Source organism: Achromobacter sp. ACRQX, assembly GCF_022346505.1.
GTDB classification, from domain to species: domain Bacteria; phylum Pseudomonadota; class Gammaproteobacteria; order Burkholderiales; family Burkholderiaceae_B; genus Achromobacter; species Achromobacter animicus.
Genome location: NZ_JAKRML010000002.1, coordinates 119,955 through 129,600 on the forward strand (window position 1 = coordinate 119,955; position 9,646 = coordinate 129,600).

Below are 9,646 nucleotides of genomic sequence, written 5' to 3' on the forward strand. Positions count from 1 at the left end.
AGCAACAGTTTGATCCGTAGATGGTCGCTACACGCGGCGCAGCTTTTACCCGTAGGCCTCATTTCTTCAGGGCGCAAGAGCCCGGGGGAATTGTCCCACTTCTCGTCCCACTTTTGGCGGGATCATGTCCCACTTGTGGGACACGGAGTATTCTGCAAAGGAGCCTCGGCCCTCTGCCGGCGCGCTGACCTGAACGGATTCGGCCGCCACCAAGGCATCCAATACCCGCTGCACCGCCTTTCTCGCCGCGTCCCGCTCGCGCGGCTCCAATGTCCGGCCTCGGGTCACATGCCGCACCAGCTCCAGCATCCGAAAGCTGCGCATCGGGTACGCGCCCATTAAGTCCATCACCTCGTGCGCGTACTTCACGCCAGCCTCCTTTCGACCTGGCTGCGGAACAGGCCCAGGTACAGCTTGTAATCGGTTTCTGTCAGCTCCACGCCGGTGGTCTTGGCGATCCATGCGCGCGCGGCCTTGCGCCGGCCTCTCGGATCCAGGCCACCGAACATCGCGCTCTTTTGCGGGTACTCGGCGATGACGATCATCCGCTCATGCCACGGCAGCGCCGCGTGCATAGCCTCCACCACCAGGGCATGGTCATGGAGGATCGGCCGCGGGGCATCCTCCCAGGATACGTAGGCCTCCATGTTGCCCACCGTGGCGCCGGACCAGGTCCAGCGGGCCCAGTTCCACAGCAGATCGTCGCCCGTCAGCCTACTCATCGACCACCTCGTACCGGTTGCACTTCTTGCCGTAGGGCTTGCCCTTCAGGCATCGCATGTGCGTGTCGCCGAACGGGGTTTCGATGGCCTTGGCGTGGGCGCAGCCCTTGCACGACCGATTCAGCGCGGCCTGCTGCCGGCTCATCACGACCAGCATCGGGTCGCGGAATTCCCACTTCTGCAGGTCGGCCGTCATGCGAACCGCCCCGCGTGCACCGCGCGATATTCTCCGCACGTTATGCGGAGAATAGACGTCGTAATCTCCGCATCCATCAGAATTCCTCCACGGACCAGCCGCCGCCGTCCTTCTTGGCGCGTGCCTTCACTGCGATGAACTTGAACGGGTACATATCCGCGGCGATCTTGATCTTGGCGCGAGCGTCGTCTTGCCAGAAGCCCTTCACCTCGTGCAGTTCGATCTGGCCATCGGGCGCCATCACCGCGAAGTCGGGCGTGTAGAAGGTGTTGTCAGCCAGGCGGAACTTCATGCCCTCGAACTTGTGCCAGAGAATTCCGCCCACCGCCTGCAGCTGGCCCAGGTAGTCGGCATAGGCCTGTTCGGTCTTGTTGAGCTGGCCTGACTTCAGGCGGCCCAATGCAAATGCGCGATTCATGCCGTCACCTCATCGACATCGCCCTTGGCGCGCTTCAGCATCGCCGCGATGGCGGGCGTGGGCTGCTCGCCCTTGGCGACGCGTTCGTCCCACTTTTCGATCCAGCGACGCGCGTTGCGGCCGGTCTGGTCCAGCACCTTGTCCGCTCCCATCTTCTTCAGCGCCGCGGCCGCTTCCGCCTTGGTTGCCAGCGTTTGACCAGGGGCAGGCAACGCCTGCCGCGGCTCGGGGATATCCGGCCACGCGCCTTTCGCCAGTTCGTCGCTCAACGTCTTCTCCCAGCGCGCCTTGATTGAGCCGTAGGTGCTGGAAAGCAGATCGACGGTGCTGACGCCAACCGCAGCCCAGTACACGGCGGGATGCGACCAGATGCCGATCTCGCCGCGCTTGCGGGCGGACATGCCGCGCACCGCCTCGTGGTACGCCACCTCCGGCGCCATCCACGGGCAACACAGCTTCACGAACTCCGGCAGCGTGGGCGGCCATTCACGGGTCATGCAGGCAACCAGCCCGCGGCGCACCTGGCCCTCATCGAGTCCGGCCAGCTTCTGACTCCAGGAGTCCTTCAGCTCGCGGGGCGTGAGGCCTTCCCACTGCTGGGCGAACTTGGCGCCGTACAGCAGGTGCATCTCGTTCACCACGAGAGCGCCCAAACCGGTCTGAGCGTTAGCTACTTGCATCGATCACCCCCATGTCAATTTCCCTTCGTCCCTGGCCCTCAGCCAGCACATCCCGCAACTCCGATGACCACGCGGCCCGCCGCTGTGCCGCGGTAGGCGGGCTGGCGCGCGCCTGCGCCCTCGGCGGGAAAAGCCCCTGGTAGCCCCCGGCGATGCTGTGGGCAATCACTGCGCGCGGCTGATGGCCTTCGTCCAGGTAGCCAGCGAGCTGCTGCAGTTGACGCTTGGCGCCCTCCTCCGTCACCGGCTTCTTGCGGGCCTTCCGGTCGGCAACCCAGCTTTCCCAGTCTTCGCGATCGAGCCAGTCGGGCAGCTCGATCGCCGAGGCGTCAAATCCTTGCCCCCGCTTGCGGGGGGTAGGGGGGATATCTGTTTCTTGGTTATGGTTATGGTTATGGTTCTGGTTAGTTGCACAGTCGTGGTTCGGCTGTTCAACAGGTGTTGAACGGGTGTTCAACGGTCGTTGCGTTTTTTGGGCTCTTTTTGCAGCGCTAGCCTTCCCGGCAGCCGATTTCGCCTCGCGCTGAGCGTGATACTTCTCGATTTCGGAATCGCAGCGCGAATGACGCCATCCTTCGTCGGTTTCTGTGAAGAACTCGTTCAACACCTGTTCAACGGCTGTTCGTTCTTCGTTGGAACGGGCGATCAGCAGGCGGCACAGGACATCCACATCGAGGGTCAGCGGCACCTCGGTGTCGTAGTACAGGTCGAGCATGTCGCGGTACACCGACCGCTCAAGGCGGGTCAGGTGTCGCGTGGCGCTGTTGAAGTCGCCGATGTGGTGCGGGTAGTAATTCATGCGTGCTCCAGCATCCCCGCCGCGCGCAACGCGCCATCAGGGACTTCAAATCCTTGTGCCTGTAGCTGCTCGATGCACCAGACCAGCAGATCCAGCTGGCGGCCGTAGCGGGCCTCGAAACGAGCCTTCCACGGGTGCACAGCAATGCGCCCAGGCGCGCCCGTTCCATCCTGGTGGTTGCCGGCCGATAGCGGCAGTACGAGCCAGTGCGCGTCCGGCTTGGTGCGCCCGTCGATGTGATGGATCGAGCACTGGCTGTCGAAGAAGCCATCCATGCGCGAGGCCACGCAGCCGATGTTTGTGGCCAGCAGATCCCAGAATCGCTTCTGCTCGGCGGTGGGGTTGCGGCCTTTCATTCGCCGAAGCCTCGCAGAACGATCTCCAGCATCTCGCTGGCGCGCGCGGGCGGCAGATGCGGCCACATGGTCTTCTGAGCGTGCGCAGTGCGCAGGAACGCCACAGCGTCATCGTGGAACTGCTCCATGTCGGCCTGCTCCAGCTTCGCGTAGCTGATCGACCGCGGCACCGGAATCACGCCGCCCTTCGGGCCCGGGTACCAGTCCACGAAGCCGCTGCCCGTCTTGAGCCAGGCACGGAACGCCTCGAATTCCTCGAAACGGTCCTGAACTTCAAACAGCACCGACTCCAGCGCCATGTGCTTTCGGTGATACCAGCCGGTGCGCTCTTTGTGCGTGGTGATGGACATCATCTCGCCCGGCTCCAGCCGGACGATCTGGTTCCAAAGCCGGCGCCATTGCTTGCGGCCACGTTCACCCAGGCCGTCGACCATGCCGAAGATCAAGCGGCGCGCGGCTTCCTTTTCCTGCTCGGAGGCTTGGACGGGCTGCTGACGGACCAGGGTGATATCGGCCATGTCAGTGCCGCTCCTCGGATTCAATCTCGGCCTGCAGGTACTTGAAGGCCATGCGCTTCAGGGCCTGCAGATCGTCACGGCTCACCACGACAGAATCCGCCGCGGCCACCTGAAGTCCGACGGCGGCCAGTAACTGGCACGCGCGCTCCAAGTGCTCAGCCTTGAAGCGGCTGAGCGTGCTGGCATCCATGCCCATGCAAGCTGCTGCACGGTCTTGCGTCGTCACCGCAAGTCGCTGCAATACCTCGGCCAAATACCTTGCGCCGGTCTTGCGGGTGCTTTCCTGTCTATCGGCAGATACTGGTTGGGTGGTGCTCATCGAGTACTTCCTTATGAACAAAGAGCGAGGTGTGTTTCGTGACCGAAACGGAAAAGTTGTTGATTAGCGCCCAGGACTTGGCCCGCCGGATCTTTGAAGATCCGAGCGAAAAGGCGGTCATGGATTTGTTTCAGGAACTGTGCGCCGAGCGCGACCGGATGGCGTGGGCCACCGACGGGCGCGAGAGCGCGACGGTGCATTGATGTCACGCCGCCTCCTGCTGCACCGGCGCGGGCGCACGCAACCATTCATGCGCGAGCAGGACGCTCGAGGGAATGCCTCGACGCTTCCAGTTGCTAACGCGCTGGACTGCGCCGGGCTCCTCAGCGATGCCGAGCCGCTCGGCAACCTTGGTGGGTCCGCCAAAGGCATCTATCCGCGCCGCGTCCCGATGAAGTTGTTCCATTCGTTTTTCCATATGCGGCCAATTAAACACCATGTTTAATTGTCAGGTCAACACGATGTGTATCAACAACGCGTTTATCCCGGCAACAATCGCCCTATGAAGCAAATGCACGAACAGATGGCGAGGATCTACGAGGCTGCACGAGCCTCGGGGATGCTGATGAGCGGCCCAGAGCAAGCGAATCTGGCGCGGCTGTTGAACGTCGCCCAGCAGAACGTCAACAATTGGGAGCGCCGCGGTCCATCGAAGGAAGGGATGCTGGCTGCCCAAAACGTCCTGGGAGTGAATGCCACCTGGGTGATGACTGGCGAAGGCGCAATGTTCACGACGTCCGCGCCCGCCAAGGCATCCGACGAGCCTGAGCCGGCGAAGGCGCAGCCTTGGCCCTTCCGCACGATCCCCGAGGACCAGTTACGGGCACTCCCCGAGTCGCAACTCAATGCGCTCGAGGGAGCCATTGCGCTCGCAATAGCCCAGATGAAGTTAGGGATACAGGTGTCGTCGCCGCCCGCTGCTCCGGCGGCCAACGTCATTCCTTTGCGGGCTCACAAGCCCGGCGGCCTAGTCGACATGGACCGTGCTGACGACCCCTTCCCTATGCGAATTGCGGGCTTGCCGCCTGCTCCGTGGGAAGGTGGCCACACCACGTTCCAGGCCGAGCGCAATCCGAAGATGAGGATCAGCACGCAAACGGGCGTGACAGCGAACGCCGGACCAGGCGAGCCGCACGCCGCCAATGACAGATTTGAGAAAGTGCCGGAGCTGGCTGAGGTGCGCCTGGCCGCGGGCGACGGCATCGAGAACCACAGCGAAGACCAGACCGGCATGATCCAGTTCCGCCGCTCATTCCTTAAGGCGGTAGGCGCCGACAACGGGAAGGCCCGTGTGGTCTATGCGAAAGGCGACAGCATGGAGCCGGTCATTCGTGACGGCGCTGCCCTGCTTGTCGTTCCCAACGAGAACCTGACGCTGCAGGACGTGGCCAGCGGTGGGGTGTACGCCATCAACTATGACGGGAAGATGCTCGTCAAGACTGTGACCCGGGACAAGCTCACGGGGCGCTGGGTGGCTCGGTCGTTCAACCCAGCCTATGCTGATATCCCGCTGGAGAATGGCCATCCCGTGCGAGTGCTAGGGCAGGTCGTATGGGCCGGCGCGAAGCTGCGGGATGACGAGGCAGGGCAGTGGGTGCGGCATTAGCACGCACTGCCGATTATCAGCCAACCACGGCCACTTAGGTTTGCAACCCCACCGTGTCTAAAAGTTCAAGCGAGTCTTGATGCTGCAGCCAAATAAGAAACCCCTTGTCAACTACGTGCAAAGTTTTGCTCGACTGATCGTAATCGACGATGATGGGCATGATGTTCTTTTTGACTTGCAAAGACGCACTTGACTGTAGTGACTGAGTAATGTTGCCGGGGTTTAATTCAGCCTTCCTGGGGTGGGCTTCTACCAGTGACGCACGGATCTCTCGATACTTCAAACCACTCCGCAAATGCTCAAGGTCGGCAGTGAGTATGGGGTACAAAAGCCACTTGTGCATCTCTAGTTCAGTGTCTTGAAACCCATCTGCGAAGTTCGTCAAAAATCCTTCATACCGCGCCGACTGCTGGTCCACAACCGATTTAACCAGCGCCTGTACGTCGACTCCTTTACCAACGCTGACCATTGATGTGCAAGTCTGGCGCACTCCGATCTCAAGGCACGCACGACGGCACGTCTCCTGAACCACGTACACGCTCTCTTGCGAAAGCTCCACCAATTGATGGGCGAATTCGGGCTCAAAGCTAACGTTGAGCAGCGCGCCACCATCCGCGATAACCTGATGGAGATCCTTTTGTTCCCAGCGATCAGCGTTGACCGAAATAACGCGCCCCGTTAAGTCGCCGTTGTAGACAATCAATCGGTTGTCTTCCAACCAAACCCCAACGACGATAAACGTAATTGACGAAGATTCGTGAAATGCCTTTAGCTCAATCGAGAAATCACGTTGAATTTCGTAAGGTAGATAGTGGAAATCTTCGAGCACGATCCACTTTGAGAAGTTGATACTTTTGAGGGCGGCGATGACATCGTTCACATCGTCAATATCGAGTTCCAGAGGGCTACTAACTTTCTCGATCCCCTCAACGCGTTCGCTTTCCGTCCCGACACCACTTTCCGCGGATGCAGACAGCCCCAGCACGGCTGCCTTTAACGTTCCCTTAAAGGTGGCGAACACTTTACTTCGCCCCGAAAGACTTTTCTTCGTGGATTGCGAAATTTCGAACCCTGCCCGTTTCAAGATGTTGGCGTGGAGTTCTCCCATATCGCTCTTGTTCGAGCATTGCACCAGAATATAGTCCTCTGGCCGCATGCAATGTTTGCGGAGCGAGGTCTTTCCTTGTTTCGAACTCCCATAGATGACCACGTGATGGCCGGCTTTCAGCTCACTCTTAAGCTTGTCGTCGACCGCAGGCCGTTGTACGTAATTCAAGGGAAGTTCACGAGTGATACCAAAAACCTCGTCTACGCTGTGGGATTCCATTAGTTTCGTCTCGGGTTACAAGTTATTTCACGACGAGATTGATTCTAGGCGATAGCACCCGCTTCGGCAAAGAGGCTCGCAGCCCGGTGGCCTCGGTGGCCTCAGTGGCCTCGGTGGCCTCAGTGGCATCGGTGGCCTCGCCGGCCTCAGTGGCCTCGGTGGCCTCAGTGGCATCGGTGGCCTCGCCGGCCTCAGTGGCCTCGGTGGCCTCGGTGGCCTCAGTGGCATCGGTGGCCTCGCCGGCCTCAGTGGCCTCGGTGGCCTCGCTGGCCTCAGTGGTCGCAGTGGCCTCAGTGGCCTCAGTGGCCTCGGTGGCTACGGTGGCCTCGGTGGCCTCGGTGGCCTCGTCGGCCACGCTGGCCTCAGTGGTCGCAGTGCGCTCCGGCAAGTACCTCATCTCGTACTTGTGATGAACAGTCGAAGGTTGGGACATATGCCGGCGTGCGCCGCGCAAGTCGAACAGCCGGCTCGCGCAAGTGGTGGGATGGCTTTCGCTCCGTCGATCTAGCCGCTCCCCGGCGCACGCGTCATACGGGCCTTTTTTGTCCGCGAGTAGCCCGAAGTGATCATGACTATCCAGTACTAGGTAACCCCAAAACCTAGGCACAGGAGCAGTCCATGATTCGAATTTTAATAACGCTCTTAGTGGTGCTAACGGCCCTCTGGGCCACACCAGCCTACTAAGTCTCCCCTTCAACCGCCCGCCTCGAGCGGGCTTTTTTGCGCCTCAAAATAAACACCATGTTGACCAAACAATAAACATGGTGTTTAATTACATCAACGCGTCACCAACCAGTGAGCCGAACACCCCCACGGACCCTCAGCCAGCAGTCAGGGCATCGCCTCAAGAGGGAGACGTACCGCCACGAAGTCGGATGGGGAAGGCGAGCACCGCTCTTTAACAACCTAGCGCCGATGTTGCTCGCCCCGCCTGTGGGGTGTTCGTCCGGCTCAATCGCATCTACGGGCATGGCCGTAGCGCTGCGCGGTGTCCCTGCCGTATCCAGTCCGCCAAAGCGCGGTTCACGGGTCAATAGGGTGAGGCGTAGACGGCCAAGAACAGAAACGGTCATGCCGGTTGGAATCCCGGCGCAAACGGCCTCGCAAGAGGCCGCTTTCACCAGCCCGTTCCTTGAGCGCCGGCTGACGAATGAATCCTCCCCACACCCGGGGACCAGCCCAAAGGGCAAAGGAGAAAACTGTGACACCCCAACAGAAGATCAAGCATCTGGTTCTCGTCCGCCGCGCTGAACTTGCAGATGAATCGGCGCCCGTGGTGACTGCTGAAAACGTCGACCAACTCTACGACGAGGCCGAAGAGAACGACGACGGCAACTTGCAGGACGCCCGCAGCGAGATCCGCTGCTCCGGTGTTGAGACTGGCCTGAAATGCGATTGGTCTCGCCACTACGAGAGCGCCGCGGTTGCGGCTCAAGCGCCGGATGGCTCATGGGTTGGCTGGACGTATTGGTATGGCGGCGGCAAGCACGGCGAGCCCGAAGCCATTGATTGGATCGAGGACGCCTACGACCTGTCCTGCATTGAGGAACAGAAGACGGTGACCGTCCGCACCTTCACGAAGCAGTAAATCCCCCTGCTGCTGCATAGCTTGAGGAAGCCGCCCCGGCCGCCGGGGCTTGGAGACCACCATGAACCAGAACCGCATCAAACGCCGCGCCGCGCGTATCGGCGCAGTTGGCCAGGAATACCTGCTGAACGTGTCGAAGCTGCGCGCCGTGGTGCGCGACTACTCGCGGGACCGTCTGCCGTGGTATCGCGTGAACCCGGCGAACCGCCGGCGCGCGCAGGACATGCTGTTCAAGGAGCGCCGATTCTGGTTCGGCGACCGATTTAGTGGCCCGGTCAGCCCTGCCGCTCAAGCCGCGCTGCGAGTCGCGTGCGACGTGGGCACGGACTTTATGGCGCTGCGCGCGGCGCTGATCCCGGACTACTACGTCCGACTGCTGGCGGCCCGACGCATGCCCGCCGCGCCGCGCGCCGGCGCCCTGGCTGCGGCCTACGAGAACGAAGGACGGAACTGAGCATGAACGCCCGCCAACACTTCGAGCGGCTGCGCGACGACTCGACCCGCACCGCGCCGCCCGGGCACTTGCCGAAAGAGTTCGACGACGACGCCCCGACCGTGACGCGCCAGCAGGCCGTCGCAGCAGTCCGCGCATGCCTGTCCAACGAGACCGCGGGCGCCTTCGGGCTGTCGGCTCGCATATGGGGCGAGAGCCTGATGGACGCCCTGGCCGACAACCAGGCCGGCGCCGCGCTGGTGATCCTCGCGGCCGACGCATGCCCGCGCATCCAGTCATTCGTGCAAGGCCGGCTGGAAGCCCACATCGAGAAGACCGTCAACGACCTGCTGGCGGAGATGGATCCCGATGAGGCGGAGAGCTACCTGTGATTGTCGCCCTCCTCAGCCTCTGCGCCGCCCTTTACCTGATCGGCCGGCTTGGTGATGCGCTGATGCGCGCGCACGCCCGCCGCGATTCCTGGAGCAAAGCATGATCCGCCGCCTCCTGCGCTCCCTGCACCAGTTTGATCGCCACGAGTGGGTAGGTGCCGTCTGCGCCGTCGTCTTCGTGGGCGGCATCGTCGCTGCCTACGGCGACCGCCAGCAGCGCGACGAGCAAGCCCAATCCACCCTCACCGCCTGCGAAGGCTGCGGCAAGACCGCAGTCGCCGCGAAGGACTGA

The 9,646-nt window shown here is 61.8% G+C and carries 18 protein-coding genes; 6 read left to right on the forward strand and 12 right to left on the reverse strand.

The window, feature by feature from the left end:
• Nucleotides 1–66: 66 nt before the first annotated feature.
• The 9 genes from MHZ91_RS02325 to MHZ91_RS02365 all read right to left on the reverse strand — a co-directional run bounded on the left by MHZ91_RS02325 (nt 67) and on the right by MHZ91_RS02365 (nt 4,008).
• Nucleotides 67–369 (reverse strand): hypothetical protein, encoded by a 303-nt coding sequence (locus MHZ91_RS02325; protein WP_239212262.1) that lies wholly within the window; start codon nt 367–369, stop codon nt 67–69.
• Nucleotides 366–722 carry a hypothetical protein gene (locus MHZ91_RS02330; RefSeq protein ID WP_239212265.1) on the reverse strand — a complete coding sequence of 119 codons (357 nt, stop codon included), beginning with the start codon at nt 720–722 and terminating at the stop codon, nt 366–368. The genes MHZ91_RS02325 and MHZ91_RS02330 overlap by 4 nt, the downstream gene beginning before the upstream one ends.
• Nucleotides 715–918, reverse strand: a complete 204-nt coding sequence (locus tag MHZ91_RS02335; protein WP_239212268.1) for a hypothetical protein — start codon at nt 916–918, stop codon at nt 715–717. The genes MHZ91_RS02330 and MHZ91_RS02335 overlap by 8 nt, the downstream gene beginning before the upstream one ends.
• A 76-nt stretch (nt 919–994) precedes the next feature.
• Nucleotides 995–1,336: a DUF1064 domain-containing protein gene (locus tag MHZ91_RS02340; RefSeq protein ID WP_239212271.1), complete on the reverse strand. Its 342-nt coding sequence runs from the start codon at nt 1,334–1,336 to the stop codon at nt 995–997.
• Nucleotides 1,333–2,016: a hypothetical protein gene (locus tag MHZ91_RS02345; protein ID WP_239212274.1), complete on the reverse strand. Its 684-nt coding sequence runs from the start codon at nt 2,014–2,016 to the stop codon at nt 1,333–1,335. The genes MHZ91_RS02340 and MHZ91_RS02345 overlap by 4 nt, the downstream gene beginning before the upstream one ends.
• A complete protein-coding gene (locus tag MHZ91_RS02350) occupies nt 2,003–2,815 on the reverse strand; it encodes a YdaU family protein (RefSeq protein WP_239212277.1) in 813 nt (270 codons plus the stop codon). Before MHZ91_RS02350 ends, MHZ91_RS02345 begins: the two co-directional genes overlap by 14 nt.
• Nucleotides 2,812–3,171 carry a Ref family recombination enhancement nuclease gene (locus tag MHZ91_RS02355; protein WP_239212291.1) on the reverse strand — a complete coding sequence of 120 codons (360 nt, stop codon included), beginning with the start codon at nt 3,169–3,171 and terminating at the stop codon, nt 2,812–2,814. The genes MHZ91_RS02350 and MHZ91_RS02355 overlap by 4 nt, the downstream gene beginning before the upstream one ends.
• Nucleotides 3,168–3,689: a DUF1367 family protein gene (locus MHZ91_RS02360; RefSeq protein WP_239212293.1), complete on the reverse strand. Its 522-nt coding sequence runs from the start codon at nt 3,687–3,689 to the stop codon at nt 3,168–3,170. Before MHZ91_RS02360 ends, MHZ91_RS02355 begins: the two co-directional genes overlap by 4 nt.
• A 1-nt stretch (nt 3,690) precedes the next feature.
• A complete protein-coding gene (locus MHZ91_RS02365) occupies nt 3,691–4,008 on the reverse strand; it encodes a CII family transcriptional regulator (protein WP_239212295.1) in 318 nt (105 codons plus the stop codon).
• 38 nt (nt 4,009–4,046) lie between these two features.
• Here MHZ91_RS02365 and MHZ91_RS02370 point away from each other — a divergent pair, with 38 nt between their 5' ends.
• Entirely contained in the window at nt 4,047–4,211 is a 165-nt protein-coding gene (locus tag MHZ91_RS02370; protein ID WP_239212298.1) for a hypothetical protein, read from the forward strand.
• A 2-nt stretch (nt 4,212–4,213) separates the two neighbouring features.
• Here the strand turns inward: MHZ91_RS02370 and MHZ91_RS02375 are convergent, their stop codons facing one another.
• The gene (locus tag MHZ91_RS02375; protein WP_142054242.1) at nt 4,214–4,414 is read right to left on the reverse strand and encodes a hypothetical protein; all 201 of its coding nucleotides are present in this window, start codon (nt 4,412–4,414) and stop codon (nt 4,214–4,216) included.
• Between the two features lie 96 nt (nt 4,415–4,510).
• Here MHZ91_RS02375 and MHZ91_RS02380 point away from each other — a divergent pair, with 96 nt between their 5' ends.
• Nucleotides 4,511–5,614 carry a S24 family peptidase gene (locus MHZ91_RS02380; protein ID WP_239212301.1) on the forward strand — a complete coding sequence of 368 codons (1,104 nt, stop codon included), beginning with the start codon at nt 4,511–4,513 and terminating at the stop codon, nt 5,612–5,614.
• 34 nt (nt 5,615–5,648) lie between these two features.
• Here MHZ91_RS02380 and MHZ91_RS02385 read toward each other — a convergent pair whose 3' ends face one another.
• Nucleotides 5,649–6,941, reverse strand: coding sequence for a hypothetical protein (locus MHZ91_RS02385; protein WP_239212304.1), 1,293 nt, complete (start codon nt 6,939–6,941; stop codon nt 5,649–5,651).
• Nucleotides 6,942–6,963: 22 nt separating this feature from the next.
• Entirely contained in the window at nt 6,964–7,296 is a 333-nt protein-coding gene (locus tag MHZ91_RS02390) for a hypothetical protein (protein WP_239212307.1), read from the reverse strand.
• An 846-nt stretch (nt 7,297–8,142) separates the two neighbouring features.
• On the opposite strand from MHZ91_RS02390, the gene MHZ91_RS02395 reads away from it, so the two are divergent.
• The 4 genes from MHZ91_RS02395 to MHZ91_RS02410 all read left to right on the forward strand — a co-directional run bounded on the left by MHZ91_RS02395 (nt 8,143) and on the right by MHZ91_RS02410 (nt 9,646).
• Complete coding sequence (locus tag MHZ91_RS02395) at nt 8,143–8,529, forward strand: hypothetical protein (RefSeq protein WP_239212310.1); 387 nt, start codon at nt 8,143–8,145, stop codon at nt 8,527–8,529.
• A gap of 61 nt (nt 8,530–8,590) precedes the next feature.
• Nucleotides 8,591–8,983, forward strand: a complete 393-nt coding sequence (locus tag MHZ91_RS02400; RefSeq protein WP_239212321.1) for a hypothetical protein — start codon at nt 8,591–8,593, stop codon at nt 8,981–8,983.
• Nucleotides 8,984–8,985: 2 nt separating this feature from the next.
• A complete protein-coding gene (locus tag MHZ91_RS02405; protein ID WP_239212322.1) occupies nt 8,986–9,354 on the forward strand; it encodes a hypothetical protein in 369 nt (122 codons plus the stop codon).
• A 100-nt stretch (nt 9,355–9,454) separates the two neighbouring features.
• Nucleotides 9,455–9,646, forward strand: coding sequence for a hypothetical protein (locus MHZ91_RS02410; RefSeq protein ID WP_239212324.1), 192 nt, complete (start codon nt 9,455–9,457; stop codon nt 9,644–9,646).

Bases quoted from the DNA above. Each gene is read 5' to 3' on its own strand.
- MHZ91_RS02330 (WP_239212265.1), bottom strand. From the start codon at position 722: ATGAGTAGGCTGACGGGCGACGATCTGCTGTGGAACTGGGCCCGCTGG.
- MHZ91_RS02335 (WP_239212268.1), bottom strand. From the start codon at position 918: ATGACGGCCGACCTGCAGAAGTGGGAATTCCGCGACCCGATGCTGGTC.
- MHZ91_RS02340 (WP_239212271.1), bottom strand. From the start codon at position 1,336: ATGAATCGCGCATTTGCATTGGGCCGCCTGAAGTCAGGCCAGCTCAAC.
- MHZ91_RS02345 (WP_239212274.1), bottom strand. From the start codon at position 2,016: ATGCAAGTAGCTAACGCTCAGACCGGTTTGGGCGCTCTCGTGGTGAAC.
- MHZ91_RS02350 (WP_239212277.1), bottom strand. From the start codon at position 2,815: ATGAATTACTACCCGCACCACATCGGCGACTTCAACAGCGCCACGCGA.
- MHZ91_RS02355 (WP_239212291.1), bottom strand. From the start codon at position 3,171: ATGAAAGGCCGCAACCCCACCGCCGAGCAGAAGCGATTCTGGGATCTG.
- MHZ91_RS02360 (WP_239212293.1), bottom strand. From the start codon at position 3,689: ATGGCCGATATCACCCTGGTCCGTCAGCAGCCCGTCCAAGCCTCCGAG.
- MHZ91_RS02365 (WP_239212295.1), bottom strand. From the start codon at position 4,008: ATGAGCACCACCCAACCAGTATCTGCCGATAGACAGGAAAGCACCCGC.
- MHZ91_RS02375 (WP_142054242.1), bottom strand. From the start codon at position 4,414: ATGGAACAACTTCATCGGGACGCGGCGCGGATAGATGCCTTTGGCGGA.
- MHZ91_RS02380 (WP_239212301.1), top strand. From the start codon at position 4,511: ATGAAGCAAATGCACGAACAGATGGCGAGGATCTACGAGGCTGCACGA.
- MHZ91_RS02385 (WP_239212304.1), bottom strand. From the start codon at position 6,941: ATGGAATCCCACAGCGTAGACGAGGTTTTTGGTATCACTCGTGAACTT.
- MHZ91_RS02400 (WP_239212321.1), top strand. From the start codon at position 8,591: ATGAACCAGAACCGCATCAAACGCCGCGCCGCGCGTATCGGCGCAGTT.
- MHZ91_RS02405 (WP_239212322.1), top strand. From the start codon at position 8,986: ATGAACGCCCGCCAACACTTCGAGCGGCTGCGCGACGACTCGACCCGC.
- MHZ91_RS02410 (WP_239212324.1), top strand. From the start codon at position 9,455: ATGATCCGCCGCCTCCTGCGCTCCCTGCACCAGTTTGATCGCCACGAG.